Source organism: Rathayibacter sp. PhB151 (genome assembly GCF_004366415.1).
GTDB classification, from domain to species: Bacteria; Actinomycetota; Actinomycetes; order Actinomycetales; family Microbacteriaceae; genus Rathayibacter; species Rathayibacter festucae.
In genome coordinates, this window is the sequence record NZ_SOEN01000009.1 from 24,099 (window position 1) to 41,994 (window position 17,896).

Genomic DNA, 17,896 nt, shown 5'->3' on the forward strand with positions numbered 1-17,896 from the left:
CCGGTGCGTCATCGTGGTTCATCCGGCGTCACAGTCCGCTCGGCGCGGCCGTCCCTCCTGCGGTACCGACCGCCGCGCTCAGCACTCGATGACGTTGACCGCGAGGCCGCCCTCGCTGGTCTCCTTGTACTTCGAGGACATGTCGATGCCGGTCTGCCGCATCGTCTCGATCACGGTGTCGAGCGAGACCCGGTGCGTCCCGTCGCCGTGCAGCGCCAGCCGCGCCGCGCTGACCGCGGTCGACGCCGCGATCGCGTTGCGCTCGATGCACGGGATCTGCACCAGTCCGCCGACGGGGTCGCAGGTGAGCCCGAGGTGGTGCTCCATCGCGATCTCGGCCGCGTTCTCCACCTGCCGCGGGGTCCCGCCGAGCACCGCGCACAGCGCGCCCGCCGCCATCGCGCAGGCCGAGCCGACCTCGCCCTGGCAGCCGGCCTCCGCGCCCGAGATCGACGCATTGGTCTTGCAGAGCGAGCCGATCGCCGTCGCGGTGAGCAGGAACCGCCGGATGCCCGCGCGGTCGGCGCCGGGCACGAAGCGGAGGTAGTGGTGCGCGACGGCGGGGATGATGCCCGCCGCCCCGTTCGTCGGCGCGGTGACGACGCGCCCGCCGGCCGCGTTCTCCTCGTTCACCGCGAGCGCGAACGCGTGCAGCCACTCCACCGAGGTCGCCCGCGCGCGGTCCAGCGGGTCGTCCTCGAAGGCCTCGAGCCGCCCGCGCAGGACGGAGGCGCGGCGCTGCACGCCCAGACCGCCGGGCAGGACGCCCTCGGTCGCCAGGCCGTGCTCGACGCAGGCGGCCATCGCGTCCCAGATCGCGTCCAGCCGGGCGTCGACGTCGAGGCCGGGGTGCAGCGCCCGCTCGTTCGCGGCGGCGATCTCGTCGATGCTCGAGCGGGTCCGGTCGCAGGTCGCGAGCAGGTCGAGCGCGGAGACGAAGGGGTAGGGGTGCGGAGCGAGCGAGGCCAGCTCGGCGCGCTCGCCGGCCCGGCGGATGAAGCCGCCGCCGATCGAGTAGTAGGTCTCCTCCCACTCGGGCAGTGCCGCGTCGCCGAGCCAGACGCTGAAGGTCAGGGCGTTGGGGTGCTCGGGGAGCCTGGTGCGCGGCTCGAAGGCGATGTCGTCGCGGGTCATCGGCAGGCGCGCCTCGCCCGCGAGCGCGATCGCACCGTCCTCGTCGAGCCGCCGCCACGCTCCGCGGACCTCCTCCGGGTCGCAGGTCTCCGGGTGCAGCCCGGACAGCCCGGCGACGATCGCGTCCGGCGTCCCGTGGCCGATGCCCGTGGAGCCGAGCGAGCCGTAGAGCGTGCAGACCACGCGGCTCACCCCGTCGAGCAGCCCGGCGTCGCGCAGCCGCTCGGCGAGGGCCAGGGCCGCCCGCATCGGTCCGACCGTGTGCGAGCTGGAGGGGCCGATCCCCACGCTGAACAGGTCGAAGGCGGAGACGTATGCACTCATCTCCCGAGACTACGCCTCGCGCATGGAAGGGGGCGGGCGCCCGATCGAGCGCCCGCCCCTGTCGTTCCGAGTACCGGGACCGAGGTCCCGAGCGTCAGAACTCGCAGTGCACGTGGTCCGAGTGGCCCGCGTCGCCGGGGCCGAGCGTGAGCGTCGCGCCCATCTTGGCGCAGGCGTTCTGGATCGCCTGGTGGTCGGCGCCCTCGTAGACCCGCACGCCGTCGATCAGGTCGATGTCGACCGCGTCGCCGGTGTAGTGGCCGGAGCCGGTGGAGTGGTCCTCACCCGCGATGGAGGTGACCCGCACCGTGTGGCCGTACTGCGTGTTCAGCTTCAGCAGCGCGTCGAGCATGGCCGGGTTCAATGCGACCGAGGTCACGCCGGCGTCGCCCTCGGGGCTCGTCTTGGCCGGCTGGCCGGCGGCCGTGTCGCGGATGTTCGCGAGCGACGTGGAGGCGGCGTCCGAGCCCAGCTCGTAGAGCTCGATCCCCGGGTTGTCGAGGATCGCCTGCGCGGTCGCGGCGGCGTCGCCCGACGGGGGAGGCGTCGTGCCGCCACCGGTTCCGGCGACGAGCGCCTTCCAGGTGGCCGGTCCGACGATGCCGTCGGCGGTCAGTCCGGCACTGCCCTGGAAGCTCTGCACCGCGGCGGTGGTCGCCGCGCCGAACGCGCCGTCGACCGCGACGGACGCGCCGTTCGCGTTCAGCTGCGTCTGGACGGCGCTGACCGCGTCTCCGGACGCGCCGCTCTGCAGGGTCACCGTCAGCGCGCCCCAGGTGGCCGCACCGATCACGCCGTCGGCAGCGAGACCCGCGCCGGACTGGAAGGAGGTGACCGCCGACTGCGTGCCGGCGCCGAACGCGCCGTCGACCGCGAGCGACTGGCCGGAGGAGCGGAGCAGGTACTGCGCGGTGGTCACGTCCTCGCCGGTCGAGCCGGAGGAGAGGACGGGCCAGTCGGCCGCCTGAGCGCTGGTCGCGGTCCCGACGCTGACGCCGAGGGCGAGCAGCAGGGCGGTGACGACGGCGAGGACGCGGGCGCCGATGCTCCGCCGGTGCCGGGCCTCGGGGGCCGCCGTGCTGGTGGTCGTGCTGATCTCCGTCGTGCTGATCTCCGTCGTGCTGATGTCCGTGGTGCTCATGATCCTCATCCCTCGCTCTCGACGGCCTCGCGCGCCAGGGTCTCCCACTGCGCGTAGGCGTCCGGGTAGGCGGAGACCTGCACGGCCTGCGCCGCCTCGGTCACCGACATCGACTCCCAGCCGGCGACGTCCGTCAGGCCGGTGTTCGTGGTGGGGCTGTTCGCCGCCCCGTAGAACGCCCTCGAGGCGTAGACCGGGTCGACGAGGTCGGCCGGGTCGCCCCAGCCCGCCGACGGGCGCTGCTGGAAGAGGCCGACCGAGTCGCGGTCGCCGCCGGAGAGGTTCCGCAGTCGCGACTCCTGCATCGCCGTGGCGATGGCGACGACCCAGCCGTACTCGGGGACGCCGGCCGTCTTGCCCTCCGCGATGATCGTGCGGACGTTGGCGAGCTGCTCCTCGCTGAGGGTCGCGAACGTCTCGCCCGGCTGGCCCGGGTCGGGCGTGGTGCCCGAGCCGGCGCCGACGAGCGACTGCCAGGTCTGCGGTCCGACGACGCCGTCGACCGTGAGCCCGGCCGCCGACTGGACGTTCTTCACGGCGGCGAGGGTCGCGGCGCCGAACGCGCCGTCGACCGTGAGACTCGCGCCGACCTTGTTCAGCTGCACCTGGAGCGCGCTGACCGCCTCGCCGGAGTCGCCGGAGGACACCGTCGTGATCAGGGCGGCCCAGGTCTGCGCGCCGACGATGCCGTCGGCCGAGAGGCCGCGCGCGCTCTGGAAGGAGGTCACCGCGGCGGCGGTGGCGGGCCCGAAGACGCCGTCGGCGTCCACGGAGGCGCCGGACGCGTTCAGCAGGTGCTGCACCGTGCGCGCGTTGGCGCTGTTCTCGCCCTCGGCGACCACGGGCCAGGCGGCGGCCGAGGCGGCAGCGGCGCTGACCGGTGCCTCGGCCGCGAAGACGGCCGGAGCCGTCGCGACCGATCCGAAGGCGAGGGCCCCGCAGGCGAGCCCTGCGATCAGGAGGCGCCTCGGGCGCTGGGCGACTGGAGTGGGACGGGTGGTTCTCATCGTTTCGTACACCTCTTCGTGGCCGCCGGGCGGCCGGATTCGTTGTCACGATCGGCGGAGTTCGCTTCTCCCTTGCCCGTTCTGCTTACTCCTGTCGCTGTCACGGATCCGGGGACACGGAGGGGTCGCCCAGAGAGCGCCCACGCAATGCGGAGGAGACTCCGCCGGCAGGGGGAGGTGCTCAGCGGACGGCAGGAGGATCCTCCGCCGATGGGCTCCGACGTCCCGCGCCGCGCGACACGCCCGGGTTGCACGCCTCCAGCGGCACTGCTAGCTTCGGCGGGCGCGCCACCGGAGTGCGCACCCCCGACGCCCGGAAGGAGCAGCCCGTGACCGCGAACCGATCGACCCGTGACGAGCTGCTCGTCGCCGATCGCCCCCGCGCCCTCGTCGGCGCGGTCGAGCTCGAACGCTCGAAGCGCGATCTCGCGAACCTCCAGCCCGGCGTCGTCCGGCACCCCTAGGCATCCGCCGCGGGCTCCCGGACGACGTCGTCTCGGGGCCCTCGTGCGTCGGCACTCCTCTGCAGGGGAGGGGCCTCGCGGTCGGCTCGCGGCATCCCGCCGCCCCGAGCGCGTCCCACCCCGATCCCGGCGACCGCCGGGCCTTCACGAGAGGAAGGACCATGCAGAGAATCACGGAGCGGCTCGTCTCCTGGGCGAGCATCCTGGACGACAACGCGCGGCAGCAGGCGCTCACCGCATCGGAGATGCCGTTCATCCACCCCCACCTGGCGCTGATGCCCGACGCGCACCTCGGACTCGGAGCGACGGTCGGCTCGGTCATCCCGACCCTCGGTGCGCTCATCCCGGCGGCCGTGGGCGTCGACATCGGCTGCGGCATGATCGCCGTCCGCACGCAGTTCTCCCGGAGCGACCTCGCCGGCCGCGACCTGGGCGAGCTGCGGCGGCAGATCGAGCGGGCGGTGCCGCTGTCGGCGGGAGCGGCGAACCGGAAGGTCGTCGCGACCGCCGAGCCGCGGGTGGCCGAGCTGGAGGCGCTCGCCGTCGAGGCGGGCTTCGACCCGGCGCGCTCGGCGAAGCACTGGCGGCTGCAGGTCGGCTCGCTCGGCAGCGGCAACCACTTCATCGAGGTCAGCGTCGACGAGACGGACGCGGTCTGGCTGTTCCTGCACTCCGGCTCGCGGGGCGTGGGCAACCGGATCGCGACGGCGCACATCCGGGTCGCCCGCGAGTACTGCGAGCGGCACTGGATCGCGCTGCCGCACCCCGACCTCGCCTACCTGGTCGAGGGGACGGAGCAGTTCGACCGCTACGTCGCCGAGCTGCGCTGGGCGCAGCGGTTCGCGCTGCTCAACCGCGAGGAGATGATGGACCGGGTGATCCGCCAGCTCGCCGAGTGGAGCGGTGTCGCGGTCCAGGAGCGGGAGCGGATCAACTGCCACCACAACTTCACCGAGAAGGAGCGCCACTTCGGCCGCGACGTCTGGGTGAGCCGGAAGGGCGCGATCCATGCCGACGCCGGACGGCCGGGGCTCATCCCCGGCTCGATGGGGACCGCCTCGTACGTGGTGGTCGGGCGCGGTGACGCGATGTCGCTGAACTCGTCGCCGCACGGCGCCGGTCGCGAATACTCGCGCTCGGCGGCGCGGAGGACCTTCAGCCACGAGCAGCTGCGCGAGGCGATGGCCGGCATCGAGTACCGCGACACCGACGCCTTCCTCGACGAGATCCCGGCGGCCTACAAGCCGATCGACCGGGTGATGGCCGACGCGGCGGCTCTCGTCGAGATCTGCCGCACCCTCCACCAGCTCGTCAACGTGAAGGGCGACTGACCCCCTCCGCGAGATGCCACTTGTGCGCGCGACACGCCGTGGAAACCGTGCACAAGTGGCATCTCGCGGGGGAGGAGGGCGGCGTCAGCGCAGGGTCTTGCGGGAGGTGATCTGCCCGGTGTCGAAGCCGAGGAGGTGCAGGCCGCCGTGGAAGCGGGCGTGCTCGACCTTGAGGCAGCGGTCCATCACCACGGTGAGGCCCTTCGACTCGCCGTACTCGGCGGCCTCCTGGTTCCAGATGCCGAGCTGCACCCACACCGTCGGCGCGCCGATGGTCACCACGTCGTCGATGACGGACGGGATGTCGCTCGCCTTGCGGAAGACGTCGACGATGTCCGGCACGACGGGGAGGTCCGCGAGGCTCTTGTAGACCGGCTGCCCCAGGATCTCCTTCGCGTTGGGGTTCACGAAGTACAGCTCGTAGTCGCTCGACTGCTGCAGGTAGGTCGACACGAAGTAGGACGAGCGCGCCGGGTTCGGCGAGGCGCCGACGATCGCGACGGTCTTCGCGCGGCGGAGGATGTCGAGCCGCTTCTTCGCGTCCGGCCCGACCCAGGTGCGCTGCGACTTGAGCAGCTTCGCCAGCGGCGAGTTCGTCGGCACGGAGCAGCTGAGCCCGTTGGACAGGTGCGCGACGACGGTGTCGTCGGCCTCGGTGGTCGCGGCGGTGTCGGCAGCGATGCCGCTGGCGGTGTCGCTCATGGTCAGACCTCCACGGTCGGGGAGTCGATGGTCACCGAGACGTCGTCCGGCAGTTCGGTCGGTGCGTCCGGCGTGCCGTGCGCCTCGACCGCGCGGGTGAGCGCCTGGTCGAGGTCGTAGATGATGTCGTCCGCGTCCTCGATGCCGACCGAGAGCCGGACGAGGCCCGGCAGCACCCCGGCGTGCAGCAGCTGCTGCTCGGTGAGCTGCGCATGCGTCGTCGAGGCGGGATGGATCACCAGCGTCTTCGCGTCGCCGATGTTGGCGAGGTGGCTGGCGAGGTCGACCGACTCGATGAAGGTCTGGCCGACGGCGCGACCGCCCTTGACCACGAAGCTGAACACCGAGCCGGGGCCCTTGGGCAGGTACTTCTGCGCGCGCTCGTGGTGCGGGTGCGCGGGGAGGCCGGCCCAGTAGACCTCCTCGATCCGCGGGTCGGCGTCGAGCCACTCCGCGACGCGGCGCGCGTTGTCGACGTGCGCCTGGATCCGGTAGGGCAGCGTCTCGACGCCCTGCGCGAGCAGGAAGGCCGAGTGCGGGGCGAGGACCGGGCCGATGTCGCGCAGCTGCTCGGCGCGCAGGCGGGTGAGGAAGCCGTACTCGCCGAAGTTGCCGTCCCAGGAGAGACCGCCGTAGGAGGCGACGGCGTCGTGCAGCAGCGGGAACTTCTCCTGCGAGTAGTGGAAGCGGCCCGACTCGACGACGACGCCGCCGAGCGTGGTGCCGTGCCCGCCGAGGAACTTGGTGGCCGAGTGGATGACGATGTCGGCGCCCCACTCGATCGGGCGGACGAGGTACGGCGTGGCGACGGTCGAGTCGATGATCAGCGGGATGCCGGCGGCGTGCGCGACGGCGGCCAGACCCTCGATGTCGGCGATCTCGCCGGAGGGGTTCGCGATCGTCTCGGCGTAGAGCACCTTGGTCCTGTCGGTGATCGCGGCGGCGTAGTCGGCCGGGTCGCTCGACTGCACGAAGGTGGTCTCGACGCCGAAGCGCCGCAGCGTGACGTCGAGCTGGGTGATCGAGCCGCCGTAGAGGTTGGCGGAGGAGACGACGTGGTCGCCCGCGCCGACCAGCGCCGCGAAGGTGATGAACTGCGCCGACAGGCCGGAGGCGGTCGCGACGGCGCCGAGCCCGCCCTCGAGGCTCGCGACCCGCTCCTCGAACGAGGCGACGGTGGGGTTGGAGAGCCGGGAGTAGATGTTCCCGTACTTCTGCAGCGCGAACCGGGCCGCCGCGTCGGAGGTGTCGTCGAAGACGAACGCGCTCGTCTGGTAGATCGGCAGCGCTCGCGCGCCCGTCACCGGGTCGGGGATGTTGCCGGCGTGGATTGCCCGCGTCTTGAAGCCGTACTCGCGATCTGCCATGCGATCGACGCTAGCGGGCGCCGCCGACACCGGGCCGCCGGAGCGACGCATCCCGTAACAGTCCCAGGCGGCGACGCGCCGTCACAGCGTCGCGTGCACCGCCGCCAGCGACATCACGGCGATCGCGAACCACGAGGCGAGCGCGACGACCAGCGCCCGCCAGCCCGTCGTCAGCAGCGCCCGCAGCCGCACCCCGCTCCCGAGCGCGAACAGCGCCGCCGCCAGCAGCCAGGTCTGCGCCGTGTCCGCCGCGACCAGCACGCCCTCCGGCAGCGGCAGCAGAGTCCGCAGCAGCACCGCCGCGAGGAAGCCGACCACGAACAGCGGCACGATCGCGGGTCGCGGTCCGCCCTCGTCTCCGCCGCGTCGCGTCACGGCAGCGGCGACGGCCACCATCGGCGCCAGCATCACCACGCGGGTCAGCTTCACGACCACCGCGATCGCGAGGGCCGACGCCCCCGCGACCTGCGCCGTCGCGACCACCTGGCCGACGTCGTGGACCGACGCGCCGACCCAGTGCCCGAACTGCACGTCCGTGAGCCCGAGCGGGTAGCGCAGCGCCGGCAGCACCGCGATCGCGAGGGTGCCGCAGAGGGTGACCAGCGCGACCGGCACCGCTTGCTCCTCCTCCTTCGCCCGGGTCGCACCGGCCATCGCGCCGACCGCCGAGGCCCCGCAGATCGAGAAGCCCGCGGCCAGCAGCAGCGGCTCGCGGCCGGGCAGGCGCAGTGCGCGCCCGAGGCCGTAGGTCAGCCCGAAGGTCGCGAGCACGATCGCGACGACGATCAGGATCGCGCCCCAGCCGAGCGAAGCGATGTCGACGAGCGAGAGCTTGAGCCCCAGCAGGACGATGCCGGTGCGCATCAGCGTGCGCGAGGAGAACTTGAGCCCCGGGGCCAGCCGGCCGCTCAGCAGCGGGCGAGCCGCCGGCAGCTGCGCGACCAGGATGCCGAGCGCCACGGCGGCCGTCAGCATCGGCACGGCGGGGATCGCCAGGTGCACCGCGAACGCCAGGACCGCCGCGGCCGCGCAGGCCGCGAGCCCGGGCCCGATCCGGGCGATCAGACCCACGAGGGCAACCACATGTGCGCCTGCCAGAACGAGAACGACGTCTGCTGCCCGGTCCAGAGCGGGTAGAAGTACGCGGTCAGGGCCGCCGCGAGCACCACGAAGATCAGCACGATCACGATGCCGCGCGTGCGTCTGCCGCGCTCGTCACCGCGCCTGCCGATCACCACCCCCGCCGTCAGGGCGAGCGCCAGCATCATGTACGGCTCGAAGACGACGCAGTAGAACTGGAAGACGGTGCGGTCCAGGTACAGCATCCAGGGCAGGTAGCCGGCGACGATGCCCATCAGCACGAAGCCGGCGCGCCACTCCCGGTAGCGCGCGAGCCGGTAGAGCAGGTAGACCAGCGCGAGCACACCGGCGTACCAGATCAGCGGATTCGCGACCGAGGTGATCGCCTCGTCGCAGCGCACCGCCGCGCAGCCGTCGACGCCGGTGGCCTGGTCGACGAAGTACATGCTCGTCGGCCGCAGCATCAGGAGCCAGGTCAGCGGGTTCGCCTCGTAGGGGTGGGTGGCGCGCAGATTGATCGAGTAGTCGTACATCTGCACGTGGTAGTGCCAGAGGCTCTGCGCCCAGTCCGGCACCCAGGTGAGCGCGCCGGTCCAGGCGTTGCCCGGCGCTTCCGTCGCCCACTGCCGCGCCCAGCCGCCGGAGGTGCGCAGCCAGCCGAGCCAGGTGCCGAGGTAGGCGATCAGCGCGATCGGCACGACCAGGAGGAAGGTGACCGGCCCCTGCTTGAGGATCGCGCCGCTGACCCAGAACGGCACGCCCGCGCGCCGGCGCAGCAGCGCGTCGACGACCACGGCGTAGACGCCGTAGGCGGCGAGGAAGTAGATGCCCGTCCACTTGACGCCCGCGGCGAGGCCGAAGATCAGGCCGGCGGTCAGCAGCCAGGGCCGCCACCAGAGCACCGGGCCCCAGCTCGGCAGGTCTCCCGCGGCGACCTTCACGGCCATCCGCTCCTCGGCCCAGCGCCGGTCGAGCAGGATCGCGGCGACACCGCAGAGGGCGACGAACATCAGGATGCCGTCGAGCAGCGAGACCCGCGACATCACGATCGCGTGGCCGTCGATCGCGAGCAGCAGGCCGGCGAGCGAGGCGAGGAAGGTGGAGCGGAAGAGCAGCTTCCCGATCACGATCACGAGGGCGACCGCGAGGATGCCGACGATCGCGGTGGCGAGGCGCCAGCCGACGCTGTCGTCCGCACCGAGCAGGCCCATCCCGAGCCCGATGATCCACTTGCCCAGCGGCGGGTGCACCACGAAGGACGGCGCTCCGGTGAAGACGTCGACGGCGCCGGTGGCGAAGCCCGGGTCGGGGTTCTCGGGCCAGGCGCCCTCGAAGCCGAGGTTCCAGAGGGTCCAGGCGTCCTTGACGTAGAAGGTCTCGTCGAAGACCAGCGAGCGCGGGTGGCCGAGGTTCCAGAGGCGGAGCACCGCGGCGACCACGACGACGAGGATCGGCAGCCCCAGCTCCCAGAGCCGGCGGCGGGCGGTGGTCGCGACGAGGCGGTCGTGCACGTCGTCGAACCAGGAGCCGCGGGGCAGGTCCGGCGCGCTCTCGCGCACGTGCGCCGCCGGGGTGCTCTCGGCGGTGCTCGCGGTAGCGCCGCGGGCGGTGCCGTCGGCGGTGCTCCCGTCCGCGGGCCCGACCGGCACGGCGCGCGAGGCCCCCGCGGAGTCGAGGAGCAGGTCGTCGAAGTCGCGCTGCGGTCGGTCCGTCACCCGGCCATGCTAACGGCGCGCGGATCCGCCGCCGGGCCGGGTTCGGCCGTCGTCGCGCGCCGACTGGGAGGATGGACGGATGATCATCCTGGCCGGCACGCCCATCGGCAATCTCGGCGACGCGACCCGGAGGCTCGTCGAGGCTCTCGAGAGCACCCGGCACATCGCCGCCGAGGACACCCGCGTCACCATCCAGCTGCTCCGCGCCCTCGGGATCGAGAACCGCCCGCAGCTCTACGCCCTGCACGACCACAACGAGCGCGAGCGCTCCGCGGAGCTGGTCGAGCTCGCCCGCGAGGAGGACCTCCTCGTCCTCAGCGACGCCGGGATGCCGACCGTCTCGGACCCGGGCTACCACCTCGTCGAGACCGCCGTCGCCGCCGGCGTCCGCGTGACCGCTCTGCCCGGCCCGTCGGCCGTGCTGATGGCGCTCGCCGTCTCCGGTCTGCCGACCGACCGCTTCAGCTTCGAGGGCTTCCTGCCGCGCAAGCACGGCGAGCGGGTCACGCTGTTCCGCTCGCTCGTCGACGAGCGCCGGACGATGGTCTTCTTCGAGTCGCCGCACCGCATCGGTGACTCCCTGGCCGATCTCGTCGAGGCGATGGGCCCCGAGCGGCGGGTCGTGGTCTGCCGCGAGCTGACCAAGATGTTCGAGGAGGTCCGCCGCGGCACCGCGGCCGAGCTCGCCGAGTGGGCGGCCGACGGCCTCCGCGGCGAGATCTGCCTCGTGGTCGAGGGCGCCCCCGAGCGCGAGGCCTCCCTCGAGGACGGGCTCGCCGACGTGCTCGAGCGGGTCGCGGCCGGCGCGCGGCTCAAGGAGGCGTCGGCCGAGGTCGCGGAGATCACCGGCCTGTCCAAGCGCGCGCTCTACGAGGCGGCCCTCGCCTCCCGCCGGGGCTGAGCGCCGAGCACGAGTCGGCCTCGGCACCGCTCCGTCACACAGCGGGAGGCCCCGGCGGCGAACCATAGGATGGTCGCCATGTCCGACGGCGCCTCCTTCTATCTCACGACCCCGATCTTCTACGTGAACGACGTCCCCCACATCGGGCACGCGTACACCGAGGTCGCCGCCGACGTCCTCACCCGCTGGCACCGCCAGGCGGGCGACGACACCTGGCTGCTGACCGGGACCGACGAGCACGGCCAGAAGATCCTGCGCACCGCCACCGCGAACGGGACGACCCCGCAGGAGTGGGCCGACCGGCTCGTGCAGAACTCGTGGAAGCCGCTGCTGTCGACGATCGACATCGCCAACGACGACTTCATCCGGACCACGGAGCAGCGCCACGAGGTCAACGTGCAGAAGTTCCTGCAGAAGCTCTACGACGAGGACGCGATCTACACCGGCGAGTACGAGGGCTACTACTGCGTGGGCTGCGAGGAGTACAAGCAGCTCTCCGACCTCGACGAGGGGACCGGCGAGTACGAGGGGCAGTACGTCTGCAAGATCCACTCGAAGCCGGTCGAGCTGCTCAAGGAGAAGAACTACTTCTTCAAGATGAGCGAGTACACCGAGCGACTGCTCGCGCTCTACGAGGAGCGCCCCGATTTCGTGCAGCCCGAGTCGGCGCGCAACGAGGTCGTCAGCTTCGTGCGCCAGGGCCTCGCCGACCTCTCCATCTCGCGCTCGAGCTTCGACTGGGGCGTCAAGGTGCCCTGGGACGACTCGCACGTCGTCTACGTCTGGTTCGACGCGCTGCTCAACTACATCACCGCCGTCGGCTACGGCCAGGACGAGGCGGAGTTCGAGCGCCGCTGGCCGGCGACCCACATCGTCGGCAAGGACATCCTCCGCTTCCACGCGGTGATCTGGCCCGCGATGCTGATGGCCGCCGGGCTCGACGTCCCCAAGCAGGTCTTCGGCCACGGCTGGCTGCTGGTCGGCGGCGAGAAGATGTCGAAGTCGAAGCTCACCGGCATCGCGCCGGAGCAGATCACCGACACCTTCGGCTCGGACGCGTTCCGCTACTACTTCATGCGCGCCATCACTTTCGGACAGGACGGCTCCTTCTCCTGGGAGGATCTCGCGGCGCGGTACCAGGCGGAGCTCGCCAACGGCTTCGGCAACCTCGCCTCGCGGGTCATCGCGATGCTGCACCGCTACTACGACGGCGTCGTGCCCGAGCCCTCGGCACTGACCGAGGCGGAGGAGCGCGTGCAGGCGACGGTCGCGGAGGCGGCGGCCGCGGCCGACCGCTCGATCGAGACCCTCGCGATCCACGACGCGATCACCGCAGTCTGGACGATCGTCGACGAGCTCAACGGCTACATCACCGAGCAGGAGCCCTGGGCCCTGGCCAAGAGGGACGAGCGCGAGCGCCTCGGCACCGTTCTCTACACGGCGTCGGAGGGGCTGCGCGCCCTGGCGGTGCTGCTCTCGCCGGTCGTGCCCCGCGCGACCACCGCGCTCTGGGTGGCGCTCGGCGTGCAGGACGCCCTCGGCGCGCTCACCGCCCAGCCGCTGCGCGCGGCGGGGGAGTGGGGACAGCTGCCCGTCGGCACCACCGTCGGCACCCTCGCCCCGCTCTTCCCCCGCATCGAGGTCCCGGAGTCCTGAGTCGCCCTGGCCGCTGATCGCGGAGCCCGCTGCGCGGGCGCCTTCCGAGGGTCACGGAGCCTGCTCCGCAGGCGCCCATATGTTGATCGAGTAGCCCGCTTGCGGGCGTATCGAGATCCACCGTCTGCAGACGCGGGGTCTCGATACGCCGCCTGCGGCGGCTACTCGACCAGCAGCGTGGGCCGACACGTCGGCAACAGGACCAGCAGCGTGGGCCGACACGTCGGCAACAGCCTGACCAGCATGCGAGGGCGTTCCCTGCGGGGGCGCTCTTCCATGCTGATCGAGTAGCCCGCTGCGCGGGCGTGTCGAGATCCACCGTCCGCAGGCGCGCACTCTCGAGATCCACCCGCCGGGGCCCCGCCGCCCCGCCCCGGTAGCCTGGAGCCATGACCGACAGCCAGCACGTCCGCGCCCGCGAGAACACGTCCGGCCGCGACCTGACGTACCCGCCGCTGCCCGAGGCGCTCGTCGTCCCCGTCTACGACAACCACACGCACCTCGAGATCAGCGATGGTCTCGAGCCCCTGGACTACCGCGAGCAGCTCGACCGTGCCTCCACGGTCGGCGTCCGGGGCGTCGTGCAGGTCGGCACCGATGTCGAGACCAGCCGCTGGTCGGCCGAGCGCGCCGCCTCCGAGCCGCGCATGCTCGCCGCCGTCGCGATCCACCCCAACGAGGCGCCGGCGCTCGAGGAGCGCGGCGAGCTCGACGACGCCCTCGCCGTGATCGCCGAGCTGGCCTCCCAGCCGCGCGTGCGCGCCGTCGGTGAGACCGGCCTCGACTTCTTCCGCACCGGCGAGAGCGGCCGCGCCGCCCAGTTCCGCTCGTTCGAGGAGCACATCCGCATCGCGAAGGAGACCGGGATCGCGCTGCAGATCCACGACCGCGACGCGCACCGCGAGGTGATGGAGACCCTCCGCCGCGTCGGCGCCCCCGAGCGCACCGTCTTCCACTGCTTCTCCGGCGACGCCGAGATGGCGCGGATGTGCGCGGAGGAGGGCTGGTACCTCTCCTTCGCCGGCACCGTCTCGTTCAAGAACGCCGAGTCGCTGCGCGAGGCGCTGGTCGCCACTCCGCGGCACCTGATCCTCGTCGAGACCGACGCGCCCTACCTCACTCCGGAGCCGTTCCGGGGCCGCCCGAACGCGCCCTACCTGATCCCGCACACCCTCCGCTCGATGGCCGCGACGCTGGAGACCGACGTCGGCCACCTCGCCGCCACGATCGCCTCGAACACCGAGCAGGTCTACGGCGAGTGGGGCGGCGAGGTCGGCTCGGAGCCGTCGGAGCCGGTCGGGCAGCTGGCATGACCGGCCGGCACGCGGCGGAGGCGGCGGCCGAGGAGGTCGCCGTCCCGAAGCTGCTCGGACCCGCCGAGATCCGCGATCTCGCCCAGCTGCTCGACGTCACGCCGACGAAGAAGCTCGGCCAGAACTTCGTGCACGACGCCAACACCGTCCGCCGCATCGTCAAGCTCGCCCGCGTGGAGCGGGGCGAGAGCGTCGTCGAGATCGGCCCGGGCCTCGGCTCGCTCACCCTCGGCCTGCTCGAGGCCGGTGCCGGGGTCGTCGCCGTCGAGATCGACGGCCGGCTCGCGGAGCAGCTGCCCCGCACGGTCCAGCTGATGGCGCCCGCCGCCGAGCTCACCGTGATCCGCGCGGACGCGATGAAGGTGCTCGAGCTGCCGGGCGAGCCCGTGCGGCTCGTCGCGAACCTCCCGTACAACATCTCGGTGCCGGTGCTGCTGCACTTCCTCGAGCACTTCCCGAGCATCCGCTCCGGCGTGGTGATGGTGCAGTCCGAGGTCGGGCTCCGCCTCGCGGCCGGCCCGGGCTCCAAGATCTACGGCGGCCCGAGCGTCAAGGCGTCCTGGTTCGGCTCGTTCACGACCGGCGGCACCGTGTCCCGGCAGATCTTCTGGCCGGTGCCCAACGTCGACAGCGTGCTCGTCTCGTTCGAGCGCGGCGAGGAGCCGGGCGACGAGACCCTGCGCCGAGCGGTCTTCGCGGTGGTCGACGCGGCGTTCGCGCAGCGGCGGAAGATGCTCCGCCAGTCGCTCGCCGCGCTCTTCGGCGACAGCACGGCCGCCATCGCCGCCCTCGAATCGGCCGGCGTGCCGCAGACGGCCCGCGGCGAGGAGCTCGACGTCGCGGCGTTCACCGCCCTCGGCCGGGCGCTCGACCCGGCGCGAGTGCCGGTCCGCGGTGGCGCGGTGCCGACTGCGACGGGGCCCGAGGACGACGGCGAGAGCGTCGACGAGGATGCCGGCGAGGCCGTCGACGAGAGCGCTCCCGCCGCGGACGAGCGCGGCTCCGCCACCCTGTAGCGTGGTCGCATGGCCCATCGCGCGACGACGTCGAACCGGGTCCACGCGCGAGCGCCAGGCAAGATCAACGTCTACCTGAAGGTCGGCGCCGTCCGCGAGGACGGCTACCACGAGCTCGCGACGGCCTTCCAGTCGCTGTCGCTCTACGAGGACGTCCGCGCGAGCGACGCCCCCGACTTCTCGGTCGAGTTCTCCGGCTCGATCGACACCCGCGGCCTCGCCGTCGACGGGTCGAACCTCGCGATCAAGGCGGCGCGGGCCCTCGCCCGGGCGACCGGCTACCGCGGCGGCGTGCACCTCGAGATCGAGAAGAACGTGCCGATCGCGGGCGGGATGGGCGGCGGCTCGGCCGACGCAGCCGCGACCCTCCTGGCCTGCGATGCGCTCTGGGGCACCGCCTGCACCCGCGAGCAGATGCTCGGGATCGCCGCCGGGCTCGGCGCGGACGTCCCGTTCTCCTTCACCGGCGGCACCGCGATCGGCGTCGGCCGCGGCGACGAGCTGAGCCCCGCGCTCGCGAAGGGCCGCTTCGAGTGGGTGCTCGTGCTCTCGGAGCAGGGCCTGTCGACCCCCGAGGTCTACCGCGAGCTGGACCGCCACCGCGAGCGGCACCTGCACGACTTCCGGCCGATCTCCGCGACGCCGAGCATCGAGCCGAACGTTCTGCAGGCACTCCGGGCGGGCGATGCCGCGATGCTCGCCGACGCGATGCACAACGACCTCCAGGCGCCCGCCCTGCACCTGCAGCCCGGCCTCGCGCGGATCCTCGAGCGCGGCGAGGAGAGCGGCGCCCTCGGCGGCCTGGTCTCCGGCTCCGGCCCGACGGTCGCCTTCCTCCTGCCCGACGCCGACGCCGCGCTCGACCTGCAGCTCGAGCTGACGTCCGCCCGCCTGCGCGCCGTCCGCGTCTCCGGCCCGGTCCACGGCGCCCGCCTCCTCTCCACCTGACCACGCGCGTCGAGCAGCCGCCACACCATGCTGGTCGAGCAGCCGCGCAGCGGCTCCCTCATGCTGGTCGAGTAGCCGCGCAGCGGCGTATCGAGACCCGGCGTCTGCTCAACGGTGGATCTCGATACGCCCTCTGAATGGGCTGCTCGATCAGCAGGGGCGGGCCGCCGCGCCGTCCGCAGAGAACGCTCGATCTCGTGGCCTAGAGTGCCGCTCATGGCCCCCAGACGAGTAGCACTGTTCGCGATCCTCACCGGGCTCGTCTCGGCCGCCGTCACCCTCGCCACCGCCGAGCTCGTCGCCGTCTTCACGGGCGCCGGCGGCAGCCCGCTCGTCGCGGTCGGCGGCTTCGTGATCGACATCGTCCCGCCGGGCGTCAAGGACACGGTCATCGCCCTGTTCGGCACCGGCGACAAGCTCGTGCTCCTCGTCTCGCTCGGCATCGCGGTCGCCCTGCTCGCTGTCGCCGCCGGGCTGCTCGAGTACCGCAAGACGCCGCTGGGCGTCCTGGTCCTCGCCGCCGTCGCGGGCCTCGGTGCGCTCGCGACCGTCAGCCGGGAGGGCGCCTCCGGCATCGACGCCGCGCCGAGCGTGGTCGGCATGGTCGCCGGCGCGATGGTGCTGCGCGCCGCCTCCGCCCGCCTGCGCGCCTGGGACGAGGAGCCCGCCCAGGGCTCGACCGACCGCCGCTCCTTCCTCCGCCTGGTCGGCATCGCCGGTGCCGCCGCCGTCGTCGCGGGCGTGGGCGCGCGCGTCGTCACCGCCGCCGCCTCCGCCGTCACCGCGGTCCGCGAGGCCGTCGTGCTGCCGACCCCCGCCGCCACCGCCGCGCCGATCCCCGCGACCGGCGTCCTCGACGACATCGAGGGCATCAGCTCCTACGTCACTTCCAACGACGACTTCTACCGGATCGACACCGCGCTCTCCGTGCCCAGCGTCGACCCGGCGGACTGGTCGCTGAAGATCACCGGAATGGTCGAGGAGGAGATCACCCTCACCTGGGACGAGCTCCTCGCCCTCCCGCTCGAGGAGCATCTCGTCACCCTCTCCTGCGTCTCGAACGAGGTCGGCGGCGACCTGATCGGCACCGCGCTCTGGCTCGGCTACCCGATCCGCGAGCTCCTCGCCCGCGCCCGCCCGACCGCCGGCGCCGACATGGTGCTCTCCCGCAGCATCGACGGCTTCACCGCGTCCAGCCCGCTCGAGGTGCTGACGGACGAGGGCCGCGCGAGCCTGCTCGCCGTCGGCATGAACGGCCAGCCGCTCCCGGTCGAGCACGGCTTCCCGGTGCGGATGGTCGTCCCGGGCCTCTACGGCTACGTCTCGGCCACCAAGTGGGTCACCGAGCTCAAGGTCACCACCTTCGAGGACGACGTCGCCTACTGGTCGACGCGCGGCTGGACCGAGCGCGGCCCGATCAAGGTCGAGTCCCGGATCGACGTCCCGCGCCAGGGTCAGGCCGTCCCGTCCGGCACGGTCGCGGTCGCGGGCGTCGCCTGGGCCCCGCACACCGGCATCTCCAAGGTCGAGGTCCAGATCGACGGCGGCGCCTGGCAGTCCGCGCGCCTGGCCGAGGCCGTCACCGCCGACACCTGGATCCAGTGGGTCTACGAGTGGGACGCGATCGCGGGCGACCACGTCGTCCTGGTCCGCGCCACCGACTCCGAGGGCCTGGTGCAGACGCAGGACGAGGCGCCGCCCGCCCCCGACGGCGCGACCGGCTGGCACATGCGCACGGTGACGGTCGCCTGAGCGCACCGCGTCCGCCCGTGGGGATCCGCGAAGGCGGCCCCCCGT

At 72.7% G+C, this 17,896-nt stretch carries 14 protein-coding genes and 1 pseudogene; 8 read left to right on the forward strand and 7 right to left on the reverse strand.

Translation table 11 applies throughout. The features are described from left to right. Positions 1-78: 78 nt before the first annotated feature. The 3 genes from EDF35_RS16025 to EDF35_RS21420 all read right to left on the reverse strand — a co-directional run bounded on the left by EDF35_RS16025 (position 79) and on the right by EDF35_RS21420 (position 3,606). The gene (locus EDF35_RS16025) at positions 79-1,458 is read right to left on the reverse strand and encodes an L-serine ammonia-lyase (protein WP_133963077.1); all 1,380 of its coding nucleotides are present in this window, start codon (positions 1,456-1,458) and stop codon (positions 79-81) included. Between the two features lie 94 nt (positions 1,459-1,552). Continuing rightward, a complete protein-coding gene (locus EDF35_RS16030; RefSeq protein WP_208323085.1) occupies positions 1,553-2,599 on the reverse strand; it encodes a peptidoglycan-binding protein in 1,047 nt (348 codons plus the stop codon). Positions 2,600-2,604: 5 nt separating this feature from the next. After that, the gene (locus EDF35_RS21420; protein WP_133963079.1) at positions 2,605-3,606 is read right to left on the reverse strand and encodes a peptidoglycan-binding protein; all 1,002 of its coding nucleotides are present in this window, start codon (positions 3,604-3,606) and stop codon (positions 2,605-2,607) included. Positions 3,607-3,935: 329 nt separating this feature from the next. Here EDF35_RS21420 and EDF35_RS21425 point away from each other — a divergent pair, with 329 nt between their 5' ends. Both EDF35_RS21425 and EDF35_RS16040 read left to right on the forward strand, forming a co-directional pair. Further along, positions 3,936-4,070, forward strand: coding sequence for a hypothetical protein (locus tag EDF35_RS21425; RefSeq protein WP_260312332.1), 135 nt, complete (start codon positions 3,936-3,938; stop codon positions 4,068-4,070). A 161-nt stretch (positions 4,071-4,231) separates the two neighbouring features. Beyond that, on the forward strand, positions 4,232-5,401 hold the full coding sequence (locus tag EDF35_RS16040; protein ID WP_133963080.1) for an RtcB family protein: 1,170 nt from the start codon (positions 4,232-4,234) through the stop codon (positions 5,399-5,401). An 84-nt stretch (positions 5,402-5,485) separates the two neighbouring features. Here EDF35_RS16040 and EDF35_RS16045 read toward each other — a convergent pair whose 3' ends face one another. From EDF35_RS16045 to EDF35_RS16060, 4 genes are all read right to left on the reverse strand, one after another. Next, the gene (locus EDF35_RS16045; RefSeq protein ID WP_123733577.1) at positions 5,486-6,103 is read right to left on the reverse strand and encodes a CoA-binding protein; all 618 of its coding nucleotides are present in this window, start codon (positions 6,101-6,103) and stop codon (positions 5,486-5,488) included. Between the two features lie 2 nt (positions 6,104-6,105). Then, complete coding sequence (locus tag EDF35_RS16050) at positions 6,106-7,470, reverse strand: O-acetylhomoserine aminocarboxypropyltransferase/cysteine synthase family protein (protein WP_243840023.1); 1,365 nt, start codon at positions 7,468-7,470, stop codon at positions 6,106-6,108. Positions 7,471-7,551: 81 nt separating this feature from the next. Beyond that, positions 7,552-8,553: a putative sulfate exporter family transporter gene (locus EDF35_RS16055; protein ID WP_133963081.1), complete on the reverse strand. Its 1,002-nt coding sequence runs from the start codon at positions 8,551-8,553 to the stop codon at positions 7,552-7,554. Next, entirely contained in the window at positions 8,532-10,265 is a 1,734-nt protein-coding gene (locus tag EDF35_RS16060; RefSeq protein ID WP_243840024.1) for a phospholipid carrier-dependent glycosyltransferase, read from the reverse strand. Before EDF35_RS16060 ends, EDF35_RS16055 begins: the two co-directional genes overlap by 22 nt. A 79-nt stretch (positions 10,266-10,344) precedes the next feature. Between EDF35_RS16060 and rsmI the strand changes: the two genes are divergently transcribed. The 6 genes and pseudogenes from rsmI (at position 10,345) to EDF35_RS16090 (ending at position 17,851) form a co-directional block, all read left to right on the forward strand. Continuing rightward, on the forward strand, positions 10,345-11,166 hold the full coding sequence (rsmI, locus tag EDF35_RS16065) for a 16S rRNA (cytidine(1402)-2'-O)-methyltransferase (RefSeq protein ID WP_123447639.1): 822 nt from the start codon (positions 10,345-10,347) through the stop codon (positions 11,164-11,166). A 78-nt stretch (positions 11,167-11,244) separates the two neighbouring features. Beyond that, the gene (gene metG, locus EDF35_RS16070) at positions 11,245-12,822 is read left to right on the forward strand and encodes a methionine--tRNA ligase (RefSeq protein ID WP_133963082.1); all 1,578 of its coding nucleotides are present in this window, start codon (positions 11,245-11,247) and stop codon (positions 12,820-12,822) included. A gap of 389 nt (positions 12,823-13,211) precedes the next feature. Further along, a complete protein-coding gene (locus EDF35_RS16075) occupies positions 13,212-14,135 on the forward strand; it encodes a TatD family hydrolase (RefSeq protein WP_133963083.1) in 924 nt (307 codons plus the stop codon). After that, positions 14,132-15,001 (forward strand): annotated as a pseudogene (gene rsmA, locus EDF35_RS16080) (16S rRNA (adenine(1518)-N(6)/adenine(1519)-N(6))-dimethyltransferase RsmA); the annotation flags it as partial. The gene EDF35_RS16075 and the pseudogene rsmA, both read left to right, overlap by 4 nt. Before the next feature lie 159 nt (positions 15,002-15,160). Then, a complete protein-coding gene (locus tag EDF35_RS16085; RefSeq protein ID WP_133963085.1) occupies positions 15,161-16,099 on the forward strand; it encodes a 4-(cytidine 5'-diphospho)-2-C-methyl-D-erythritol kinase in 939 nt (312 codons plus the stop codon). Positions 16,100-16,315: 216 nt separating this feature from the next. Further along, positions 16,316-17,851: a molybdopterin-dependent oxidoreductase gene (locus EDF35_RS16090; RefSeq protein WP_133963086.1), complete on the forward strand. Its 1,536-nt coding sequence runs from the start codon at positions 16,316-16,318 to the stop codon at positions 17,849-17,851. Positions 17,852-17,896: the final 45 nt, after the last annotated feature.

What these genes read in the sequence shown, in the direction of transcription:
- EDF35_RS16025 (WP_133963077.1), bottom strand. Translation starts at nt 1,458, where the DNA reads ATGAGTGCATACGTCTCCGCCTTCGACCTGTTCAGCGTGGGGATCGGC.
- rsmI (WP_123447639.1), top strand. Translation starts at nt 10,345, where the DNA reads ATGATCATCCTGGCCGGCACGCCCATCGGCAATCTCGGCGACGCGACC.
- EDF35_RS16090 (WP_133963086.1), top strand. Translation starts at nt 16,316, where the DNA reads ATGGCCCCCAGACGAGTAGCACTGTTCGCGATCCTCACCGGGCTCGTC.
- EDF35_RS16085 (WP_133963085.1), top strand. Translation starts at nt 15,161, where the DNA reads ATGGCCCATCGCGCGACGACGTCGAACCGGGTCCACGCGCGAGCGCCA.
- EDF35_RS16075 (WP_133963083.1), top strand. Translation starts at nt 13,212, where the DNA reads ATGACCGACAGCCAGCACGTCCGCGCCCGCGAGAACACGTCCGGCCGC.
- EDF35_RS16030 (WP_208323085.1), bottom strand. Translation starts at nt 2,599, where the DNA reads ATGAGCACCACGGACATCAGCACGACGGAGATCAGCACGACGGAGATC.
- EDF35_RS16050 (WP_243840023.1), bottom strand. Translation starts at nt 7,470, where the DNA reads ATGGCAGATCGCGAGTACGGCTTCAAGACGCGGGCAATCCACGCCGGC.
- EDF35_RS16045 (WP_123733577.1), bottom strand. Translation starts at nt 6,103, where the DNA reads ATGAGCGACACCGCCAGCGGCATCGCTGCCGACACCGCCGCGACCACC.
- EDF35_RS21420 (WP_133963079.1), bottom strand. Translation starts at nt 3,606, where the DNA reads ATGAGAACCACCCGTCCCACTCCAGTCGCCCAGCGCCCGAGGCGCCTC.
- EDF35_RS16040 (WP_133963080.1), top strand. Translation starts at nt 4,232, where the DNA reads ATGCAGAGAATCACGGAGCGGCTCGTCTCCTGGGCGAGCATCCTGGAC.
- metG (WP_133963082.1), top strand. Translation starts at nt 11,245, where the DNA reads ATGTCCGACGGCGCCTCCTTCTATCTCACGACCCCGATCTTCTACGTG.